The 20,758-nt window shown below is 58.5% G+C and carries 18 protein-coding genes; 8 read left to right on the forward strand and 10 right to left on the reverse strand.

Features of this window, described 5'->3' with window-relative positions; genetic code table 11:
• Nucleotides 1-8: 8 nt before the first annotated feature.
• The 4 genes from JQR86_RS17840 (at nucleotide 9) to JQR86_RS17855 (ending at nucleotide 3,785) form a co-directional block, all read left to right on the forward strand.
• Complete coding sequence (locus tag JQR86_RS17840) at nucleotides 9-443, forward strand: MarR family winged helix-turn-helix transcriptional regulator (protein WP_010796670.1); 435 nt, start codon at nucleotides 9-11, stop codon at nucleotides 441-443.
• Nucleotides 444-652: 209 nt separating this feature from the next.
• Entirely contained in the window at nucleotides 653-1,069 is a 417-nt protein-coding gene (locus tag JQR86_RS17845) for an organic hydroperoxide resistance protein (RefSeq protein ID WP_010796669.1), read from the forward strand.
• A gap of 46 nt (nucleotides 1,070-1,115) precedes the next feature.
• Nucleotides 1,116-2,135, forward strand: coding sequence for an alpha/beta hydrolase (locus tag JQR86_RS17850; RefSeq protein WP_074821510.1), 1,020 nt, complete (start codon nucleotides 1,116-1,118; stop codon nucleotides 2,133-2,135).
• A gap of 210 nt (nucleotides 2,136-2,345) precedes the next feature.
• On the forward strand, nucleotides 2,346-3,785 hold the full coding sequence (locus tag JQR86_RS17855) for an MFS transporter (RefSeq protein ID WP_083397809.1): 1,440 nt from the start codon (nucleotides 2,346-2,348) through the stop codon (nucleotides 3,783-3,785).
• A 52-nt stretch (nucleotides 3,786-3,837) separates the two neighbouring features.
• On the opposite strand, the gene JQR86_RS17860 is transcribed toward JQR86_RS17855, so the two are convergent.
• From JQR86_RS17860 to gabP, 9 genes are all read right to left on the reverse strand, one after another.
• Nucleotides 3,838-4,878 carry a threonine aldolase family protein gene (locus JQR86_RS17860; protein WP_150348206.1) on the reverse strand — a complete coding sequence of 347 codons (1,041 nt, stop codon included), beginning with the start codon at nucleotides 4,876-4,878 and terminating at the stop codon, nucleotides 3,838-3,840.
• A gap of 71 nt (nucleotides 4,879-4,949) precedes the next feature.
• On the reverse strand, nucleotides 4,950-6,758 hold the full coding sequence (locus tag JQR86_RS17865; RefSeq protein ID WP_434153981.1) for an aminopeptidase P family protein: 1,809 nt from the start codon (nucleotides 6,756-6,758) through the stop codon (nucleotides 4,950-4,952).
• Between the two features lie 303 nt (nucleotides 6,759-7,061).
• A complete protein-coding gene (locus tag JQR86_RS17870; RefSeq protein ID WP_122041005.1) occupies nucleotides 7,062-7,250 on the reverse strand; it encodes a hypothetical protein in 189 nt (62 codons plus the stop codon).
• Between the two features lie 122 nt (nucleotides 7,251-7,372).
• A complete protein-coding gene (locus JQR86_RS17875; protein WP_312509635.1) occupies nucleotides 7,373-8,311 on the reverse strand; it encodes a LysR family transcriptional regulator in 939 nt (312 codons plus the stop codon).
• A gap of 247 nt (nucleotides 8,312-8,558) precedes the next feature.
• On the reverse strand, nucleotides 8,559-11,612 hold the full coding sequence (locus tag JQR86_RS17880; RefSeq protein ID WP_313550630.1) for an efflux RND transporter permease subunit: 3,054 nt from the start codon (nucleotides 11,610-11,612) through the stop codon (nucleotides 8,559-8,561).
• Nucleotides 11,609-12,682: an efflux RND transporter periplasmic adaptor subunit gene (locus tag JQR86_RS17885; protein WP_434135428.1), complete on the reverse strand. Its 1,074-nt coding sequence runs from the start codon at nucleotides 12,680-12,682 to the stop codon at nucleotides 11,609-11,611. Before JQR86_RS17885 ends, JQR86_RS17880 begins: the two co-directional genes overlap by 4 nt.
• Nucleotides 12,679-13,776, reverse strand: a complete 1,098-nt coding sequence (locus tag JQR86_RS17890; RefSeq protein WP_434154950.1) for an efflux RND transporter periplasmic adaptor subunit — start codon at nucleotides 13,774-13,776, stop codon at nucleotides 12,679-12,681. Before JQR86_RS17890 ends, JQR86_RS17885 begins: the two co-directional genes overlap by 4 nt.
• Before the next feature lie 401 nt (nucleotides 13,777-14,177).
• Nucleotides 14,178-14,393, reverse strand: coding sequence for a DUF1127 domain-containing protein (locus JQR86_RS17895; RefSeq protein ID WP_010796659.1), 216 nt, complete (start codon nucleotides 14,391-14,393; stop codon nucleotides 14,178-14,180).
• Nucleotides 14,394-14,890: 497 nt separating this feature from the next.
• The gene (gene gabP, locus JQR86_RS17900; protein WP_010796658.1) at nucleotides 14,891-16,303 is read right to left on the reverse strand and encodes a GABA permease; all 1,413 of its coding nucleotides are present in this window, start codon (nucleotides 16,301-16,303) and stop codon (nucleotides 14,891-14,893) included.
• A gap of 243 nt (nucleotides 16,304-16,546) precedes the next feature.
• Between gabP and JQR86_RS17905 the strand changes: the two genes are divergently transcribed.
• The 4 genes from JQR86_RS17905 (at nucleotide 16,547) to JQR86_RS17920 (ending at nucleotide 19,677) form a co-directional block, all read left to right on the forward strand.
• Nucleotides 16,547-17,314 carry a phytanoyl-CoA dioxygenase family protein gene (locus tag JQR86_RS17905; protein WP_434153982.1) on the forward strand — a complete coding sequence of 256 codons (768 nt, stop codon included), beginning with the start codon at nucleotides 16,547-16,549 and terminating at the stop codon, nucleotides 17,312-17,314.
• A gap of 146 nt (nucleotides 17,315-17,460) precedes the next feature.
• Nucleotides 17,461-18,219 carry a COG4705 family protein gene (locus tag JQR86_RS17910; protein WP_434153983.1) on the forward strand — a complete coding sequence of 253 codons (759 nt, stop codon included), beginning with the start codon at nucleotides 17,461-17,463 and terminating at the stop codon, nucleotides 18,217-18,219.
• A gap of 140 nt (nucleotides 18,220-18,359) precedes the next feature.
• Nucleotides 18,360-18,854, forward strand: a complete 495-nt coding sequence (locus JQR86_RS17915; RefSeq protein ID WP_010796655.1) for an LEA type 2 family protein — start codon at nucleotides 18,360-18,362, stop codon at nucleotides 18,852-18,854.
• A gap of 166 nt (nucleotides 18,855-19,020) precedes the next feature.
• On the forward strand, nucleotides 19,021-19,677 hold the full coding sequence (locus JQR86_RS17920; RefSeq protein ID WP_010796654.1) for a class I SAM-dependent methyltransferase: 657 nt from the start codon (nucleotides 19,021-19,023) through the stop codon (nucleotides 19,675-19,677).
• 6 nt (nucleotides 19,678-19,683) lie between these two features.
• Here the strand turns inward: JQR86_RS17920 and JQR86_RS17925 are convergent, their stop codons facing one another.
• Nucleotides 19,684-20,598 carry an AraC family transcriptional regulator N-terminal domain-containing protein gene (locus tag JQR86_RS17925; protein WP_434154951.1) on the reverse strand — a complete coding sequence of 305 codons (915 nt, stop codon included), beginning with the start codon at nucleotides 20,596-20,598 and terminating at the stop codon, nucleotides 19,684-19,686.
• Between the last annotated feature and the right edge of the window lie 160 nt (nucleotides 20,599-20,758).

Here is a 20,758-nt window from a genome sequence, read left to right on the forward strand (position 1 = left end):
TCCATCCTATGAAAGACGAAGACCGTTTGAAACTTGATCAGCAGCTCTGCTTTGCCCTGTATTCCACCTCCCTCGCCATGACGAAGGTCTACAAGCCGCTCCTGGAAGCCGTCGGCCTGACCTATCCGCAATACCTGATGATGCTGGTGCTCTGGGAAAGCGACGGTCTCACGCTCAAGGAATTGGCCAAACGCCTGCATCAGGACTCCGGCGCGCTGACGCCAGTACTCAAGCGGCTCGAAGCGGAAGGCTATGTCACCCGCAAGCGCAGCCTTCAGGACGAACGCAACCTCTCGATCGAGCTGACGGCGGCCGGGAAGACCTTGCGTAAGAAAGCCGAAGAAATCAACGGCTCAGTACAATTGGCCTGTGGCCTGGGTAATGATGACATGGGGCAGCTTCGGTCCAGCCTGATCAAGCTACGCGACAGCCTGAATCAATAAAGGCATGCCTAAGCGGCCGCAGCACTGACGCGCCCTCCAACCCATGGAATAACCGTTCGTCGGACTCATAAATAAATAGTTTGCGCGATAATCAATATCGGAATAACTTAATTCCTGTAGACAACGCGGTAACGAGCAACGACTTCCACGTCGTTTTTTAAAGACCAAATGATTATCGCAATAATCAAATTAATCCGAGGACGATGCACATGAACATTCTGTACAAGACTTCCGCAACCAGCACCGGTGGCCGTGACGGTCGTTCCATCAGCGCCGACGGTATTCTCGATGTAAAACTGGCTACCCCAAAAGCGCTGGGCGGACAAGGCGGCGAAGCAACCAACCCTGAGCAGCTGTTTGCAGCGGGTTACTCGGCCTGCTTTATCGGCGCCATGAAGTTTGTAGCGGCCAAGGAAAAAGTGGCGCTGCCCAGTGATCTCAGCGTGACGGCAGAAGTCGGTATCGGTCCGATCCCCACCGGCTTTGCCCTGGACATCGAACTGCGCGTCAGCGTGCCGGGCCTGGATCGTGCCAAAGCCCAAGACATCATCGAGAAGGCCCATCAGGTCTGCCCATACTCAAATGCCACCCGCGGCAACGTGGATGTACGCCTGACCCTCGTCTAAGCCTGACGCGGGACGCCCCAGCGCGGCGTCCCTGGAGAACCGGATCATGAAAATGCTTGCTCAGCTGTTCACTGTCTCTGCCCTTTCCCTGGTCGCTGGTCATGCCCTGGCCGCAGATGACGCCGGCCTTGAACGTACCACCCAAGGTTTTCTGAACACCTTGAACCAGAGCGGGGGTAAGCCTCTCGAGCAACTCTCGCCCAAGGATGCCCGTGCTGTCCTGACGGGTGCCCAATCAGGCGTGAAGGTCGATCTGTCCAACGTAGAGGTGAGCGAAAAGACCATTACCGCTGATGGGCAGAGGATTTCGCTGACCATTGTCCGACCTGCCGGTGTCACCAAGGCGCTGCCGGCGTTCATGTTCTTCCACGGTGGCGGCTGGGTGCTGGGTGACTTCCCCACTCACCAGCGTCTGGTGCGGGATCTGGTGGTCGACTCGGGTGCGGTGGCCGTTTTCGTGAATTACACGCCTTCGCCTGAGGCGCATTATCCGGTAGCCATCAATCAGGCCTATGCCGCTACCCGCTGGGTCGCCGAGCATGGCAAAGAAATCAACGTAGATGGCTCTCGCCTGGCTGTCGCAGGCAACAGCGTAGGCGGCAATATGGCGGCAGTTGTCAGCTTGATGGCGAAAGAGCAAGGCACGCCCAAGCTCCGCTATCAGGTGCTGCTCTGGCCTGTCACCGATGCCAACTTCGACACCGGCTCGTATGACACCTATGCCGAAGGGCACTTCCTGACCCGCAACATGATGAAGTGGTTCTGGGATAACTACACCACCGATCCCAAGCAGCGCCAGGAAATTCATGCCTCGCCGCTGCAGGCTACGACTGAGCAGCTCAAAGGCTTACCGCCCGCACTGGTGCAGACCGCAGAGTACGATGTGCTGCGCGATGAGGGTGAGGCATACGCCCGCAAGCTTAATGCAGCCGGGGTGGATGTGGTGCAGGTCCGCTACAATGGCCTTATACATGACTACGGCTTGCTTAACGTCTTCCACGATGTTCCTGCGGTACAGAGCGCCATCGCCCAGGCGGGTGATGAATTGCGCAAGCATCTGAAGTAACAGACAGGCCCCTGGCTCGAAATGACACCAGGGGCTCTGCTCTTTTTTATTATTGCGAACAAGATGCTCAAGAAAAGCAGAATTCACCAATTTCTTCTGAAAACCTATGCTTAGGTGTCGCAAACATCCTTTCCAACCTTATCTTTAGCAACCTAAGATCAGCGCTACTCTCCTAGGATGAGCATATCGCCCTTCTGTGGATGTTCGCGCATGTCCTCTTCTTCGCTCACGACAGGTTCATCGGTTGCCGACACCGAAGCGTCTGCTTTCTCCAACCGGCGTGCCGCCGAAATTTCGGCACGTATCGACCGGCTACCCGCCACGGCAACGATCTGGCGACTAATCGCCCTGCTTTCCATCGGCGGTTTCTTCGAACTGTACGACCTGTTCCAGACCGCCTATATCAGCCCTGGCTTGATACGCGCCGGACTGTTTGCCACTGGCAGCGCCGGTGTATTCGGTATCGCCGACCAGGCTGCGTTCGCTTCGGCAACCTTTCTGGGCCTGTTCGTAGGGGCAAGCCTGCTGAGTCCCATCGCAGACCGTTTCGGCCGCCGGCGCATCTTTACCTTTGCGCTTATCTGGTACACCGCGGCTACGGTGCTCATGGGTCTGCAAAGCACAGCACTAGGCATTATCGTGATGCGGTTCTTCGTCGGTATCGGGCTGGGAATCGAGCTGGTCACTATTGACGCCTATCTATCCGAACTGGTGCCCAAGCGCATCCGTACGTCAGCCTTCGCCTTTGCCTTTTTCGTCCAGTTCCTGTCCGTACCCGCGGTCGCCCTGATGTCGGCCTGGCTGGTACCGCAGGACCCCTTCGGGATTTCCGGCTGGCGCTGGGTTGTACTGGCCAGTGCAGTATTCGCCTTGTTTATCTGGTGGCTGCGCTCACGCCTGCCCGAGTCGCCCCGCTGGCTCGCGCAACGTGGCCGTCTGGATGAGGCGGATCAGGTTTTGTCGACCCTGGAAGCCCGTTGTGCCAGGGACATCAAGGCCCCACTTCCCGAGCCACACGTCGAAGCGGTTACGTTCGAGACCCAGGGGCGCTTCACCGAAATCTGGCAGCCGCCCTACCGCCGGCGCGCCCTCATGCTGATCGTCTTCAACATCTTCCAGGCCATTGGATTCTTCGGTTTTGGCAACTGGCTTCCAGCTTTGCTGTCTGGCCAGGGCGTCAGCGTTACCCACAGTCTGACCTATGCCTTCGTGATCAGTCTGGCCTACCCGTTGGGACCTTTGTTGTTCGTAAAGATCGCTAACCGTTTCGAGAACAAATGGCAGATCGTGGGTTCATCAATCGGCACCATGCTGTTCGGCACCCTGTTCGCGTTTCAAAGCTCAGCCACTGGTTTGATCGCATGTGGGGCGATGATCACCCTGTGCAATGCCTGGCTGACCTTTAGCTTCCACTCCTACCAGAGCGAGCTGTTTCCCACGCCCATTCGTGCCCGTGCTGTCGGGTTCTGCTATTCCTTCAGTCGCCTTTCCACGGTCTTCAGCAGTGTACTGATCGGCCTCTTTCTCCAACACTTCGGTACGCCGGGCGTGATCACGTTTATCGTGACCAGCATGCTGATCGTGATGATTACCATTGGCGGCTTCGGACCCAAGACTCGCAATCTGGCGCTGGAAGATATCGCGCACTAACAAAAACGCCGTACAGGATCGCTGTACGGCGTTTTCAAGAGCGCAGGCCCGATCAGGCCTGCATGGCGTCGCGGATATCCTGAGCCAGCTCACGTACGCGGGATTCCTGAGTGTCCCAGGAACACATGAAACGGGCACCACCGCTGCCGATAAAGGTATAGAAGCGCCAGCCACGGGCACGCAACCGCTCCAGTGCCGGCTCGGAAAGCTGCAGGAACACCGAGTTGGCCTGCACCGGAAACATCAGGCTCAGCCCGGGCACGTCTTTCACCAGATCAGCCAGGAGCTGGGCGCAGTGGTTGGCGTGTTCGGCATAACGCAGCCAGGCATTGTTTTCGAGGATGCCGACCCATGGCGCGGAGAGAAAACGCATCTTCGACGCCAGCTGACCGGCCTGCTTGCAGCGGTACTCAAAGTCTTCGGCCAGCTCACGGTTGAAGAACAGGATCGCCTCACCTACCGCCATGCCGTTCTTGGTGCCACCAAAGCAGAGTACGTCAACGCCGGCCTTCCACGTCACCTCGGCCGGTGTGCAGCCAAGGCTTGCCACCGCGTTGGAAAAGCGCGAGCCGTCCATATGCAGACGCAAGCCGAGGTCGCGGCAGGTATCGGCTACTGCATTCAGCTCGTCGAGGCTATACAGCGTGCCGACTTCTGTGACCTGGGTAATGCTGACCGCTCGGGGCTTGGGAAAATGAATATCCTTGCGCTTGGTGGCAATCTGGCGAATGGCATCAGGCGTCAGCTTGCCTTGGGTGGTCGGGGCCAACAGGAGTTTGGAGCCGTTGGAAAAGAACTCCGGGGCACCGCATTCGTCCGTCTCTACGTGGGCCGTCTCGGCGCAGATCACGCTGTGATAGGACTGGCACAGGGCCGCCAGGGCCAGGGAGTTTGCAGCAGTACCGTTGAAGGCAAAGAAGACTTCGCAATCGGTTTCGAACAATTCGCGGAAATGATCTGCGGCGCGGGCCGTCCAGGCATCATTACCATAGGCGGTATCGTGCCCGTGATTGGCTTCGGCCATGGCCGCCCAAGCTTCCGGGCAGATCCCTGAATAGTTGTCGCTGGCGAATTGCTGACTATGGTCGTTCATGGGTATTCCTTGAGAACCACCCGAGGAAGCCCGCTTGTGGCCGACTTCCATGGCGGTAAATAAACGGACGCTTATAGCGGCCGGGTTCGAGTGTCCAACCAATCGCGCGCCGCACCGCTGACCAGCGGACGGACACGCTCACGCACCTCGGCGTGGTAGGCGTTCAGCCAGGCGATCTCATCTTCACGCATGAGCGTACGGTCGATACAGCGGGTATCGATCGGGCACAGCGTCAAGGTTTCGAAGCGCATAAACTGGCCGAACTCGGTTTCAGGCTCGGCCACGTTGAGCAGCAGGTTCTCGATCCGCACGCCCCACTGCCCGGGCCGGTAGATACCGGGTTCGTTGGACGTGATCATACCGTCCCGCATGGCACTGTTGGGGGATGGTTGACCATAGAACGTGATGGATTGCGGCCCCTCGTGTACGTTCAGGAAGTATCCTACCCCATGCCCGGTTCCATGACCGTAATCGATGCCCGCTTCCCAGATGGGCGCACGGGCAATCGCATCGAGCATCTGTGACGCGATGCCTGCCGGAAAACGTGCTCTGGACAATGCGATCATGCCCTTGAGTACACGGGTGAAGTCACGCTTCTGCTCGTCGTTGGGCGTGCCAATGGGTACAACGCGGGTGATATCCGTCGTGCCTCCCAGGTACTGACCGCCGGAGTCGATCAGCAGGAGGCCGTCGCCCTCGATAACAGAATGTGCCTCTTCTGTTGCATGGTAATGGGGCAGCGCGCCCCCTGCGTTATAGCCTGCAATAGTAGAGAAACTCAGGGAGACAAAATTGGGGCGGCGTGCACGGGCAGCGGTCAGCCATTCATCCACCGTCAGCTCGGTCACCCGCTCTCCCGCCTCAAGTGCCGCCTCGAACTGGGCGAAGAATTCGCACAAGGCCGCGCCATCCTGTTCCATGGCCTCACGCACATGCTGTGCTTCGGCTGCCGTCTTGCGGGACTTAAACAGAGTGGATGGATTAATCGCCTCGATGCGCTTGACGCTGGAGGGCACGCCTTCCACCAGGCCGTAGGTGACGCGCGCCGGATCGACCAGCAGACGCGACCCGGCAGGCAGCGCCGCCAGAGCACCATGGGCCGCGTCATAGGCGGCCAGCTGGATACCGGCTTCGTTCAGGGTGCGCTCAAGAGCCGCCGGAATTTTCCCGGCACCCACGAACAGCTGCACCTGACCCGGCCCGATCAACGCATGGGCCAGAAAGACCGGGTTATAGGACACATCGGCACCACGCAGGTTGAACAGCCAGGCAATATCATCCAGGCTGGAAATGAAATGCCAGTCAGCTCCTTGCCCGGCCATCGCCTTGCGTACCTGCTCCAGCTTTTCAGTGCGGGATACCGGTGCGTATGGCGCCTCGTGAGCGTATACCGGCGCCGCAGGCAATGCGGGCCGCTCGGGCCAGATACGGTCGATCAGGTCGATAGTGGTGCGTAGCGAAATGTTCTTATCGGCAAAAGCCTTGCGCAGCGCCTCGGCGGCACCCAGCGACAGCACAGCCCCATCCACCGCCACGGCGCCACCCGTCGGTACATGCTCGGCCATCCAGTCGATGTGGGCCTGCATGCCGCCAGCCACCAGCTTCATCAGTTCCACGCCCGAACCTGCCAGCTCAGCCTGGGCCTGTTCCCAGTAGCGGCTATCCGTCCAGACGCCAGCAAAATCCTTTGCCACGATCAGCGTACCGGCCGAGCCCGTGAAACCCGATAGCCATGACCGCCCTTGCCAACGCTCGGGCAGGTACTCCGACAAATGCGGATCGGCGGACGGAATCAGGCAGGCATCGATGCCCTCTTCATGCATGACCTGACGCAAGGCGGCCAGACGATCAGGAATGGAAACGAGGTCTTGATGGGACATGTACTCTCCGGTAGGCAAGGGATGCAGTTGAAGCAGTCCTGCAATAAATACCGCAGATATAAAAAAGCCGCATCAAGGGATGCGGCTAAAACATGAAAAACCAAAGGAGCAGAATGGTTTTTCCTTGAGAACCTGCACTATCGACAAGCAGTTGCGTCACGCCTGAAGGCAATGGAAATGCACATCCTCACACCGTGAGCATGGTCCATAAGGGGGAAACTTCTGGCAGTGGCGGAAACGCTCCGAAAACGAGCAGGTCCTGAAGACGACGTTTGGCGCGGCGGGCGCTTGGGCCAAACGGGATTAACGCTGGGAAACCTGCTGGTCTTGCTGGGCTTTCTGAGTCTGTTGCGCCTGCTGGAAGCGCTCTATGACAGCGTGGTTCTGGTTGACGAGCTTGTAGTTCTGCTCGTAGGAATCACGGGCAAAGCTCACCTGGGTAAAAGCAACAGCAGATACAGCAAGAATCGAGGCAGTAAACAAACGTAACATGATGAACTCCTGACACCCTTGGATTGGGTTCATCACTAGGATAACGCGTAACAATTATTGAAAAATATCGCCTGGGTACATAGAGATTTACCAATTGCGCAAGTATTCCAGGCGAGGCAGGCTCAGATGGCCCAGTAGGAATGCATGGCTACGATGTCATCGTCGTTGCTGAAACGTCTGGGTAGCTCTTCCTTGAGGATATCCACCCACGCCTTGATCTTGGCATCCAGGAAGCGTCGGGACGGATACAGCGCATAGACATTGCGCTCACGCAGGCGATACTCGGGCAATACCCGCACGAGTCCGCCTTCCCGCAAGGCCGGTGCAGCAATAAAGCTGGGCAACAGGCACAGGCCGAGTCCGGCCTTGGCCGTATTGGCCAGTGCATCCGCAACATTTACCTGATAGATAGAGCGAGGCTTAATCGACGTTTCTTCGTCCGGCTTGGTAAATACCCACTCCTCGGGAAACGTCGGGTCCTGAAGCAACAGGCACGTGTGCTGGTCCAGATCGCGCGGATGATGGGGCGTGCCCCACTTGGCCAAGTAATCGGGCGAGGCACAGACGACGCTATAGACCTCACCAAGCCGTTGGGCGACCAGTTCGGAGTCAGGCAGATGCCGATCCATGGTAATCGCAACGTCGTAGCCTTCTTCGATCAGGTCAGGACGATTCTGGGACAGGGTGAAATCCAGCGTGACATCTGGATAGCGCTCGGCATAGAGCGCCGCCAGAGGCGCCAGGTGTTCGGTTCCCAGCCCGGTCAGGGAGTGCACGCGCAACCGGCCGGAAGGCTTAAGGTGTGCACCACTGGCCTCGGCCTCGGCTTCGGCTACCGAATCGAGAATGCCCCGGCAGCGCTCCAGATAGCGCTCCCCAGCCTCCGTTAGCGCCAGCCGGCGGGTAGTACGGTGCAACAACCGTGTTTGTAAATGCGTCTCCAGGTCGGAAATCACCCGGGAAACCTGCGCCGTCGATAAGTCCAGCAAGGCCGCAGCGGCCGTAAAACTGCCCGCGTCGACCACCCGGGTAAAAATCCGCATGCCTTGTAACGTATCCATTATTGTTGCCTGCTCCGTAACGCTGTTTCGCTTAGCAGCCTATTTATTTCTAGATGTTACGCTTTTATTCTTGACCATGTGAGCTGCAGTACTGCCGGTGCTCTTCTCGTTAGCCCTGACGAGAATCTTTTAGCACTGGGTTTCTCCCTCCCGTACCCTACTGCAGCTCCGGAGATAGCTCCTTGTGGCATGCTGGAACCGCCCGACCCCTCCGGGGCGGTTCAGCTGCCGTTTTTTTCTTCTTTCCTTATTGCGCTTTGCTTGGTTCGCGGATGCGATACCAGGTCACGTATAGCGCTGGCAGGAACAGCAGCGTGAGCAGGGTTGCTGCCACAATGCCACCGATCATCGCATAGGCCATCGGCCCCCAGAAGACCTCCCGGGCGATGGGAATCATGCCCAGGCTGGCGGCAGCGGCTGTCAGCAGAATCGGCCGACGTCGATGATTGGTCGCCTCGATGACCGCATCCCAGGGATGACGACCATCCTGCTCGAACTCATCGATCTGGGTTACCAGGATGACCGAGTTGCGGATGATGATCCCAATCAACGCCAGCACCCCTAGAATGGCCACGAAGCCCAGCGGCGTTCCCGTGGGCACCAGCGCCAGCACGACCCCGATCAGCCCCAGCGGCGCCACACTGGCGACCAGGAACATCTTCTGAACGCTTTGGAGCTGGATCATCAGGAACGTGGCCATCAGGAACAGCATGAGCGGGATTACGCTTGCAATGGGCTTTTGCGCCTTGCCGCTTTCCTCTACGGTACCGCCTACGTTGACCTGATAGTTGAGTGGCAGGTTACCTCTGAACTCATCGATCTTGGGCTGAAGAGCCTTGATCAGATCCGGCGCCTGGATAGAACCCTCGATAGTGGCCTTAAGCGTAATGGTTGGCTGGCGGTTACGCCGCCATACCAGCGGCTGCTCCATCTCGTACCCCACCGTGGCAAAGGATTTGAGCGGAATCGAAGTGCCCGAGGGCGTCACGATCTGCAGGTTTTCCACGGTCTCGATAGAGCTGCGCTCGGCATCTTCAGAGCGCCCTACCACGTTGACGAGGTAGATGCTGTCACGCACCTGGGTAATGGGCGTACCACTCACCACGCCGTTCATGATTTGGGCCACGTCCTGGGATGATAGCCCCAGCTGGCGGGCACGGTCCTGGTTCACATCGATTTTCAGCATCCGCCCCGGCTCGTTCCAGTCGAAAAGGATATCGCTGATATGAGGGTTGGCACTGATGGCGCTGGCCAATGCCAGTGCCTGCTTACGCACCTCGGAAATACTTGGACCACTGACACGATACTGGATCGGCCGTCCTACTGGCGGCCCCATCTCCAGAGGCTGAACATACCCATCAAGCCCGACAAATTCGTTCTTGAGTCGCTCCTTGAGCTTGGGAATCAGCCGATTACGGGCCTCCAGGTCCTTGCTGACAATAACGACCTGTCCATAAAACGGGTTATTGAGCTGCTGATCCAGCGGCAGGTAGAAGCGCACCGCGCCCTGTCCTACATACGAACTCCAGCGGGCAATGTCTGGGTCTCCCTTGAGGGATGCCTCGAAACGATCCATTTGCGCACGGGTTTCCAGCACGGAGCTGTTCTGCGGCAGGTTCAAGTCCACCAGAATTTCCGGCCGATCCGAGGACGGGAAGAACTGGTTCTGCACGAAACGCATGCAGAACAGCGCGGCCGCAAAGAGCAACACCGTCATGATGATGGTCAGCCAGCGGTGCCGCATGGACCAGACCAGCGAGCTCTGGGACCAGCGCGCCAGTCGTCCCGGCCCCTTTTCCTTTTTATGCTTGAGCGACTTGGGTAGCAGGTGCACGCCCATCACCGGTGAGAACAGCACCGCCACGATCCACGACAGGATCAGCGCCACGGCAATTACGGCAAACAACGTAAAGGTATATTGGCCGGCGGTACTCTTGTTGAGGCCGATAGGCACGAATCCCGCCACGGTGACCAGCGTGCCGGTCAGCATCGGAAAGGCCGTGTGGTCATAGGCGTAGGTGGCCGCCTTGTGGAGCGAGTCGCCCTCTTCCAGCCGGGTCACCATCATCTCGACGGTGATCATGGCGTCATCCACCAGAAGGCCCAGGGCAATGATCAAGGCACCCAGGGAGATCCGCTGCATGGTGATACCGCTGTATTCCATGAACAGAAACACCATGGCGAGCACGAGAGGGATTGAGCAGGCCACCACCAGCCCGGCACGCAGACCCAGGCTGATAAAGCTCACCACCAACACGATGATGACCGCCTCGAATAGCGCATGGGTAAAGCTGCTGGACGCCTTCTCCACCACCTCGGCCTGGTTGGACACCTGATGCACGCCCACCCCGACCGGTAGCTCACCGGTAATCGCCTTCATCCGTTCGGACAGCGCCGCACCAAAGGTCTGCACGTTGCCACCCTTGCGCATGGCAATTGCCAGGCCCAGGGCCGGCTCGCCGTTGAAGCGGAACAGGGATGTAGGCGGATCGGCGTAATCCCGGTGGATGGTGGCCAGATCAGCCAGACGGTAGAAGCGGTCATTGATCCGAAGGTTGACAGCCTCCAGATCTTTCTCTGACTTGAATTCACCGGAGGTACGTACCGAAACGCGTTCTGGACCGGCCTCGATTACGCCGGAGGGCGTCACGGCATTCTGTGCCTGCAGGCTCTGCATGATCTGTCGCTGATCGAGCCCCAGTGCTGCCAGTTTGCGCGTCGAGAAGTCGAGGTAGATGACCTCGTTCTGCGCCCCCATGAGCTCAACCTTACCCAGGTCCGGCACTGCTCGGATGTCCAGGCGCACCCGCTCTACGTAATCGCGCAGCTGCCGGTACGAGATACCGTCGCCAGTAAAGGCATAAATACTGCCGAATACATCGCCGAACTCGTCATTGAAGGCCGGTCCCTGTATCCCTTGCGGAAACTGCCCCTGGATATCGGAAATCTTCTTGCGGACCTGATACCAGATATTGGGGATTTCCTTGTCGCTGGTAGTATCGCGCAGGTACACAAACACCGTGCTCAAGCCCGGCCGGGTAAAGCTCTTGGTGTAATCCAGCGAATCCAGCTCTTCGAGTTTCTTTTCGATCCGGTCGGTGACCTGCTCCAGGGTTTCCTGGGTGGTCGCGCCCGGCCACTGGGTCTGGATCACCATGGTCTTGATGGTGAACGAGGGATCCTCTTCGCGGCCAAGGTTGAAGTAGGAATAGGTTCCCATCAACAGCGCGACAAACATGATGTACCAGATAAAGGACTGGTGACGCAGCGCCCAGTCAGAAAGGTTGAAGGATTTCATCAGCGCTGTTCCACATCCATTTTCACGTCTTGTCCAGGTTTGAGGCTGTGTACGCCGGCCGTCACGACCCGCTCGCCCGCGTTCAGGCCGTTATCGACCGTAATGCTCCGCTCATCTCGGGTCAGCACATGGACCTCGCGCAGTGAAACGGTTTTGGTATCAGGGTCGACGATCCAGACGCACGTCTTGCCATCCTGCTCGAGCAATGCACTGGCCGGCAGCTCGGTAAGTTCACGGGGCGCATCATTGGTCAGCGTTACCGTTACCAGCGAGCCCAGGCGGAACGTTGGGGGCAGTTCGGCCAGCGTGAGTCGTACCCTCCGGGTTCGCGTCATGGCGTCGGCCTGAGGCGCCAGCTCACGGATGCGGCCGGTGGTAGAGACCGAAGGCTCCAACTGCGAGGTGATGGTAAACGTCGTGTCAGCCGGTAATGTCTCTGCCAACCCCGCCGGCAGGTCTACAACCGCCTCCTTCACTTCGGGACGCGCCAGGGTGACTACCTGCTGACCAGGGGATACTACCTGCCCGGTTTCGGCATGCCAGGCCGTAATCACACCATCGAAATCGGTATACAGCTCGCTGTAGGAGAGCTGGTTGCGGGACTGATCCCGGGCGGCCTGGGCGCGATCACGTGCAGCGCGAGCCGTATGCAACTGGGCCATGACCTGATCCAGCTGCGCCTTGGACCCGACACCCTTGGCATACAAGGCCTGCTGCCGCTTGGCATCGGCCTCGGCATCCATCCACTGTGCCTGAGCCTGGGCCAGATCACCCTCGCTGCTGCGGTAAGCATTCTGCTGATCGGTCGGGTCCAGCGCAGCCAGCAAGGTGCCTTTCTTCACCACATCGCCTACATCAGCCTTGCGCTGGGCAATGCGCCCGCCTACGCGAAAGCTCAAGGTTGATTCATACCGTGCCTGAATATTCCCGGTAAAGGCACCGAGCGCGCGTGCCTGCTGGGGTTTGGCCTCAACGAACAGTACCGGGCGGACCGGAGGCGGTGGCTCCTGCTTGTCGGAGCACGCGGCCAGCAGCGCCACGAGGCCCAGTAGAAGAACACGTATCCTGCTCATGACGACGCTCCCTGTTGAGTCTTAGCGTTATCACCAGGGTGGATGGCAGCAGGCTGAACAGGGGGCGCATGATCCGTGACCTCGACGACTTCGACCTTGAGTCCGTCATAAAGCAGCTGACCACCAGCCGTCACGACGCGGTCATCAGGTGCCAATCCGTCGTCGATCATGATCTGTCCGGTGATGTACCGGGCAACTGTCACCGGTTTGAGGTGGGCACGGTTGTCAGCGTCCAGTACCCACACGGCGGGCTTTTCCACGGTGCCATTGAGCGCTGTCCAGGGCAGCACGACGCGCTGCTTGTCTGGTGTACCCAACGACGCCGTAACGGTTGTCCCCAGCGCCATCTGCGGCGGGACCTTGTCGAGCAGTACCTTCACACGCACGGTGCCGCTCTGCTGGGAAATGACCGGCGAAACCTCGCGCACATGACCGGTAGTGCGCACCGTCGGATCATTCAACAGGGCGACCTCGATAGGCTGGTTGCCCGGATCGCGGGCAAGTAGCGATTCCTGCACATTGAAGACGGCATCGCGGTCGCCCTCCTGCGCCAGGGTAAAGATCGGCATGGATGCCTGAACGACCTGCCCGACCTCGGCCTGCCGCTCGGTGATCACGCCGCTGGCGGCCGATACCAGATTGGCATAACTGAGCTGCTTGCGTGCATCGTCCAGCTGAGCACGCGCAGCACTCAAGGCACTTTCTGCACCCTTCAGGGCAGCCAGGGCCTCGTCATATTGGCTTTGGGTGGTGTAGCCCTTGGGCATCAACGCCTTTTGCCGTTCGAACTGCACACGGGCAAGGTTCGCCCTGGACTGCTGGGAAAACACCTGCGCTTCAGCGGCGGCTACGTTGTTGTGCTGATCCTGCGGATCGAGACGGGCAAGAACCTGACCCTGCTTGACGTGATCACCCACATCGACCAGACGCTCATTGATCTTGCCGTTGATACGAAATGACAGTGTGGTCTGAATACGCGCCTGCACATCGCCTGTCAGGGTGGTAGTAGTCGCTACCTCTTCCAGGGCTACACGCTGGACTCTTACGTGAGGAGGATTGGGGGCCGGTTGTGAATCGTCCGAGCAGCCTGCCATACCGGTCAGGGCCGTCCCTAGCAGAAACAACGCGGAAGTGCGCTGAAACAGGGGTCTAGCGCGCCGCGAAAAGAAAAGCATTGCCAATTAACCTCCCTCACAGTCCATATGCATGCCAGCAGTCGACGTGGCGATTTACCCGCGAGTCGTCCATCAAGGTCTGCTGCGCAGGGGTTGTTCTGGTTATAGGCGACTGACTTTAAGCCTCAGGCAAGGTTCCGGCAATTCAATAGAAGCCCGGGCACGGTGCTGAAAAACGCACGCACAGGAAAATCCGGCAAGGCAAGGGGCCGGTTAAAGAGAGGAAAGAGAAGAAAAACGCGGGAGGGGTGTCATGGGAGCCGCTATCAATGACGGCTCCCGACAGGTCTTGCCGGTTACGGTGTGCGTAACCGTAACACTTAACGCCAGAACGGCTTGTGCAGTTCTTCGTAACGCTGGGCTTCAGTGATACCGGCGTCGGCCAGCATACGGGCATCCAGGCGGGCCAGCTCGTTGCGGCTGACGATACGACGATGCCAGACCGACAGCGTTGTCAGAACGCGCAGCACCAGCGAAGTATTGGATTTAGAAGCGTTTGAAGCGGTGAATGAGTTGGAACGTAGGGTGTGTTCCATGATGCTTTCCTTCCTGCTTATGACAGGTAGCTAACTATTTAAGATGCGCACATTGTCGTGCCGCGGAAGTGTTACCGCCATAAACAGTCAGGAAGAATTGTGCAGGAGCAGAAGCGAAAAAATAGAAACTGTTATGGTCCAAACTGGGTCAATCTGTAACGCAACGCACCAGAATTGGGCATTTTTACGTTACCGATGGAAACAAGACCTGCGTTTTCATAACAGCATGGCGCGTTTGGCGCCGAGAGATAATCCTTTTTTACCCAAGCGCCGCAGAAATGTCTACCTTTTTGCCGCTTCGTCTCAGAAAAAAGCCCTGAAACGGTGCGTAGCTCTTTCTGACAGGACTTGCCACTATGCCGAGAACAACTGAACAGAGCAGGCAGTCTCGTACGGTGTAGATCAGACGTGCCGGCGTTACAAAAAGGGAGCAGCTATTAATGAAGAAACCAGGAAGGGAAGACCGGTAACGAGCCCTCGTTACCGGTCCTGGAGGATCAACGGCTTTGCGAGGCCGTCATCAGGGTAGCGTTGCTACGATCCCTGGCGCCTAGCCAGGAACCGATGGCAACCACAACCAAGGCCAGCAGGCCGGTGGCCAGGATTTCCATGCGGTGCGCTTCTGTCATTAGCATGATACCCAGCGCCATGATGATGAAGCCGATCACCAGCCAGGTCAGCCAAGGGAACAACCACATGCGGCACTCGATGGGCTGACCACTTGCGTTCAGCTTGCGACGCATGCGCAGCTGCGACACGGCAATCACCAGATAAACCAGCAGGGCCACTGCACCAGAGGTTGCCAACAGGAAGCTGAACACGGCCTCCGGCATAGTGAAGTTGGCGATCGTCGTTGCAAAGCCCACAGCAGTGCTCGCCAAAACGGCGGCACGCGGCACGCCGCCGGCAGCCGTCCGGCCAAAGGCAGCCGGTGCATCACCCCGGCGGCTCAGGGAGAACAGCATGCGCGATGCCGTATAAAGCGCCGAGTTCAGGCAGCTCGCCACCGCGACCAGCACCACCAGATCGACGATCAACTTGGCGTGGGGAATAGACAGAAACTCCAGCGCACGCTGGTAGGAGCCTACCACCGGAAGTTGCGGATCCTGCCAGGGCACGATGGAGATGACCAGGAAGATCGAGACGATATAAAACAGACCGATACGCCAGATGACCGAGTTGGTCGCCTTGCCGATCTGTTTGGAAGGGTTTTTCGACTCGGCCGCAGCAATGGTTACGATCTCGGTGCCCATGAAGCTGAACATGGTGGTCAGCAGTGCCCCGATGACGGCATTGAAGCCGTTGGGCATGAAGCCGCCATGGGTAGCCATCAGCGTACCCAGGCCGCTGACTTCGCGCCCTGGCAGTGCCCCGACCATGGCCACTGCACCCAATACGATGAATGCGATGATCGCGAGTACCTTGAGCAGCGCGAACCAGAATTCAAACTCACCATACTTGGCGACGCTGAAGAGGTTGGTCACCGTCAGAAAGGCTGTAATCGCCAGCGCGAACTGCCAGGTGGCAATTGCCGGAAACCAGGCATTGAGGATGGCCGCAGCCGCCACCGCTTCGAGCGGAATCACCAATACCCAGAACCACCAGTACAACCAGCCAATGGTAAAGCCGGCCCAGCGTCCGATGGCCTGATGGGCATAGGATGAAAAGGAGCCGGTATCTGGCGAGGCCACGGCCATTTCACCGAGCATTCGCATCACCAGCACCACAAGGGTTCCAGCCAGGGCATAGGCCAGCAGCACGGCAGGCCCTGCCGCGGCAATGGCATGACCTGAGCCCACAAAGAGCCCGGCACCGATAACACCGGCAATGGAAAGCATGGTGACGTGGCGCGGTTTCAGCGCCGGAGAAAGGGAGGTTCCATCCGAAGAAGACTGTTTCGTTATTGTCATAATAATGCCTGTCACTTGCTGAAATGATTTAGCGCAAGGCTAAGTAACCCTGCCATATCAGCGATACTTGGGCGGCTTTTCAACTCTATAAACGACGTTTCCCTGGCTCTGGCGAGGAATCAGTCACAAAAATGTCGCATATATGACTTATCAACAGGCCTGCGACACCATGAAGCATTGCCTTAAGGTGCAACCCGAGCAGCGTGGCAGGTTCTAATGAAGCACCGTCCATGAAACATCGCCATGAATCCGCTTCCTGCCCATACGGCTACTGATCATCGCCTGCAGGCCATGCACGAACAGGGTTTCGTCTTGCTGCATGGTGTGCTGAGTCCCGCTCTGGTCGACGAAGTCCGCGCGGCCATTGATCAGCTGGAGGCCATCCACTGGGACTACACCGGTCTCGTTGACCATTACAAATGCGTTTTCAATCGCGATCCCGTATGGCTGCCTTACCTGGATCTGCCCGGCGTGATCGAACTGGCCGAAGCGTCCCTAGGCGAAGATTGCCATATCATTGGGCAGACAGCCTGGCGCTGCCACCCCGGCTTTATCGGCGCAGACCTGCACGTGGATTACCTGGCGATGACACTGCCCCGGTCCCTGCTGGCAGACCCGACATTTGAACTGCCCATGCAGATCTGTACCGCCCAGGTCTATCTGGATGAGATCACCGAGGACCTGTGCCCGACGCTGGTCATTCCAGGCAGCCACCGTGCAGGTCGTAAACCACTGGAAGGCGAGACGAACTGGCAAGGCCGGGAGGCGCAGCCGGTGCTCTGCCAGCCGGGCGACGTGCTGTTTCTACGCAGCGAGCTATGGCATGCCGGCAGCCGCAACCGCACCCGTGACCGGACCCGCTATCTTCTCCAGATTCATTATGGCCGGCGCATGGTGGCTCAGAAGTTCTCACCTTACCTCACCTGGCAGTTCAATCCGGCGGTGCTGGATGCCTGTACGCCCCGACAGCGACGTCTGCTCGGCGAGCATGAACCGGCAGAATACGACTGAGTTGACGCCGAAATATTCTGTTACACGAATCGTTGATGTGCTTTTGACCGATTTTTGACCTGCTCCCCTGCACCTTAGGGCCTCTGAAGTGCCATCCATGCGCTCAGCTTTCTCTCCCCCATCGAGCCCTTGAGCAGGGAACAACAATGAACAAACTTCCACAGATTACCCTTGCATTCTGGGTCATGAAAATCTGCGCCACGACATTGGGCGAGACGGCCGGTGACCTGCTGTCAATGACCCTGGATATAGGCTATGCCTTGAGTTCCCTGATTCTGATCAGTGCGTTTTTGGTCACCTTGATTGCTCAGCTATCAGTCAAACGCTACATCCCCCCGCTGTACTGGGCGGTGATCCTGTCTACCAGCACGGCAGGCACGACCATTTCCGACTTTATGGATCGAACCCTGAGGCTGGGCTACGCCACCGGTTCGGCCGTGCTGATCATGATCCTAATCGCAATTTTCGTGCTGTGGCGCCTGAGCGGTACATCGTTCTCGGTCGACAGGATCCATACCTTCAAAGCCGAGCTGTTCTACTGGGTTACGATTCTGTTCTCTAACACGCTGGGTACCGCCCTGGGTGATTATCTGGCGGACGACTCGGGCCTGGGCTTTGCGGGCGGCGCGCTGCTGATCGGCAGCATTATCGGCGTGATCGTACTGGCCCACTTGTTCACACGCCTCTCGACCGTTCTGCTGTTCTGGATGGCGTTCATCCTGACCCGTCCGTTTGGCGCCACGCTGGGTGACTTCCTGACCAAGGCGCATGACAAGGGTGGCCTGGGTTTTGGTACGGTCGGCTCCTCCGCCATCCTGGGCGCCATTCTGATCATACTCGTAATCGGTGCTTGCGTGGCGCAAAACCTTCGTGCCCGTCAGAACGCTTTACCGGCTGCCCTTTAGCCCGGCACGCCTCAAGTCTGCACAAAGGCTCGAGGCTTGCTGGTTCACGCTTTTGCGATATCGCCCTGTGAGCGAGGAGTAGAAGCGACCAATGACCGGTCCCACTTGTATCGTGATCCACCGCCGACCGGAGCCTTTTCATGTTGTTATCTGCCTACCGCACTTGCGCTCGCCTGCTGATCGGCGCCTTGTTTCTACTGGGTCTTGCAGCCTGTAGCACCTTGGGCCAGCGGGATCCGTTGCGAATTGCCGTGGCAGGCATCGAACCGCTGCCAGGACAAGGGCTGGAAATGCGCTTCAATGTGAAGCTGCGTGTGCAGAACCCAAACGATACAGCCATCGACTACAACGGCCTGGCGCTGGACATGGATATCAACGGCCAGCCGCTAGCCAGCGGTGTCAGCAGCCAGAGTGGCAGCGTACCTCGGTATGGCGAGACGGTACTGACCGTTCCGGTTACCGTCTCGGCTTTCTCGGCTGTACGCCAGTTCTGGGGCTTTGCCGAGCATACCCCTACCAAAAGCGTGCCCTATACCATCCACGGCAAGCTGGCAGGGGGTCTTTTGGGAACAGTACGGTTCAAGGACAAGGGCGAGTTGACGCTGCCTGAATCGACAGGGGCCGGCACCTGGTAGGTACAGACGGCGCTACCAGAGCGTTTGCTGGAAAACGGGTCGGTCAACCACACGACAGGCCCCATCACAAACGAAACGGAACCAGGTTCCGCTGCCGAATAGCTGGAGTTGTCGTTCTGCCAGACCGTGGCTAGGATCAGGCTCTCCTTCAAGGCGAGCCGTACCGATGAGCATCGATACAGAGTCTGGCGCTGCAGTCTATTCTCCCTTGACCCTGGCCCTGTATGACGTCTGGGTGCTGGGAATTTCCAACCGCTTTGCCTGGCAATGCAGCACACGGAACGTCTTATTACCGTTTTTCAATCGCCATGTCGGTACGCAGCATCTGGACGTTGGCGTGGGGACCGGCTTTTATCTGGCAAAGGCAGATCTGCCAGACACCGCTGATATCACGCTGATGGACCTCAATACCAGCAGCCTTGCTGCTGCCAAGCGCAGGGTGAGCCGCGTGTCGACACGAACCGTGCGGCATGACGTCATGCAGCCCTGGCCTGTGCCCGCTCAGTTCGATTCCATCTCACTTTTCTATCTGTTGCATTGCCTTCCAGGCACCCTGACTGACAAGGCGCACGTTTTTGCCAACCTGAAGCCACACCTGAAGTCTGAGGGCGTCTTGTTTGGAGCAACCATCCTGGGCGACCGAGCCGGGCATAACGGGTTCGGACGCACACTGATGAATGTCTATAACCGCAAGGGCATCTTTTCCAACCGTCACGACGACGTGCCAGGATTGAAAAGCGCTTTAAGCGCTCATTTTGAGCAGGTGGATATCACTGTAGAAGGCAAGGTGGCGCTGTTTACCGCTCGCCGCCCCGTCAGCTGACACGCCTTACGAGGCGGCCTCGGCAGATGGATGCTCATGGCGCTCGGCCGCCGGACTGTGGTCGAAGTAACGTTTGTACTCGCGACTGAACTGGGACGCACTCTGGTAGCCAACCTGGAGCGCTACCTGTGCGACATTGAACCGCTGAGCCACGAGCAGTTGCTGTGCCTTGATCAGCCGCAGCCGCTTCAAGTACTGCACAGGTGACACCAGGGTGCTGCGTTTGAAGTGCTCATGAAACGCCGACGTGCTCATGTTGGCGCAGCGGGCCAGCTGATCGACGTTCAGCGGCTCGGCGTAGTGGTGATGCAGATACGTCAACGAGGCCGCGATCCGGGCAAACTGCCCCCGCTGCTCGACCAGTGCCTTCAGTGCCCCGCCCTGCGGCCCTCGCAACGCCACGAACAAGACCTCGCGCAGGCGCATCGCGCCCAAGATCCGGCATTCCAGCGGATCGTGCAGGCACCGCAGCAGTCGCTCCACCGCCTCCCGCATGGCGGTGTCGAGTGGGGAAGACACCATGGACTCTGGCGTCTGCACACGGGCCGGCTGAACCTCTTCCGGTCCCATCGCCAGCACCAGCTCGCCCAATACGCTTCGGTCAATGCCAATGGACACTCCCAGTAAGGGAGCCTCAGGTGTTGCGAACGTCTCACACTCGAACGGCACGGGCAGCGCCTGGACGAGGTAATGGCCGGCACCATACTCCAGGGTTCGCTCGCCGAGATAGGCCAGCTTGCTGCCTTGCGCCACCACCATCAGGCTGGGCTCGTAGATCTGAGGCGATCGCGATACATTGCTGCGCGCCGTCACGATTTGGACCTGCTCCATAGGCGTTGGCAAAAACCCTTCGCGCGTGGCAAGTGGCTGGATCAGGGAAACCAGGGTGACATTGGCATCGAGATGGCGGGTCAGCTGCATGGAAACGGCATCGGCAAGAGAAACAGGCATTACCATAATCGCAAAAACAGAAAGGTAAAGAGCCTATAACACCTACATGCTGGAGAAATAGGCATAAGCTCAGGAGGAATCGTCATGACCTCTCCTCACCGATTCCTCACAATAGGCCTCCCCCCCTTTT

The organism is Pseudomonas sp. JZ134 (assembly GCF_051027695.1).
Taxonomy (GTDB): Bacteria; Pseudomonadota; Gammaproteobacteria; order Pseudomonadales; family Pseudomonadaceae; genus Chryseomonas; species Chryseomonas luteola.

Coding starts and splice junctions, on each gene's coding strand:
- JQR86_RS17840 (WP_010796670.1), top strand. CDS start 9: ATGAAAGACGAAGACCGTTTGAAACTTGATCAGCAGCTCTGCTTTGCC.
- JQR86_RS17845 (WP_010796669.1), top strand. CDS start 653: ATGAACATTCTGTACAAGACTTCCGCAACCAGCACCGGTGGCCGTGAC.
- JQR86_RS17850 (WP_074821510.1), top strand. CDS start 1,116: ATGAAAATGCTTGCTCAGCTGTTCACTGTCTCTGCCCTTTCCCTGGTC.
- JQR86_RS17855 (WP_083397809.1), top strand. CDS start 2,346: ATGTCCTCTTCTTCGCTCACGACAGGTTCATCGGTTGCCGACACCGAA.
- JQR86_RS17860 (WP_150348206.1), bottom strand. CDS start 4,878: ATGAACGACCATAGTCAGCAATTCGCCAGCGACAACTATTCAGGGATC.
- JQR86_RS17865 (WP_434153981.1), bottom strand. CDS start 6,758: ATGTCCCATCAAGACCTCGTTTCCATTCCTGATCGTCTGGCCGCCTTG.
- JQR86_RS17870 (WP_122041005.1), bottom strand. CDS start 7,250: ATGTTACGTTTGTTTACTGCCTCGATTCTTGCTGTATCTGCTGTTGCT.
- JQR86_RS17875 (WP_312509635.1), bottom strand. CDS start 8,311: ATGGATACGTTACAAGGCATGCGGATTTTTACCCGGGTGGTCGACGCG.
- JQR86_RS17885 (WP_434135428.1), bottom strand. CDS start 12,682: ATGAGCAGGATACGTGTTCTTCTACTGGGCCTCGTGGCGCTGCTGGCC.
- JQR86_RS17890 (WP_434154950.1), bottom strand. CDS start 13,776: ATGGCAGGCTGCTCGGACGATTCACAACCGGCCCCCAATCCTCCTCAC.
- JQR86_RS17895 (WP_010796659.1), bottom strand. CDS start 14,393: ATGGAACACACCCTACGTTCCAACTCATTCACCGCTTCAAACGCTTCT.
- gabP (WP_010796658.1), bottom strand. CDS start 16,303: ATGACAATAACGAAACAGTCTTCTTCGGATGGAACCTCCCTTTCTCCG.
- JQR86_RS17905 (WP_434153982.1), top strand. CDS start 16,547: ATGAATCCGCTTCCTGCCCATACGGCTACTGATCATCGCCTGCAGGCC.
- JQR86_RS17910 (WP_434153983.1), top strand. CDS start 17,461: ATGAACAAACTTCCACAGATTACCCTTGCATTCTGGGTCATGAAAATC.
- JQR86_RS17915 (WP_010796655.1), top strand. CDS start 18,360: ATGTTGTTATCTGCCTACCGCACTTGCGCTCGCCTGCTGATCGGCGCC.
- JQR86_RS17920 (WP_010796654.1), top strand. CDS start 19,021: ATGAGCATCGATACAGAGTCTGGCGCTGCAGTCTATTCTCCCTTGACC.
- JQR86_RS17925 (WP_434154951.1), bottom strand. CDS start 20,598: ATGCAGCTGACCCGCCATCTCGATGCCAATGTCACCCTGGTTTCCCTG.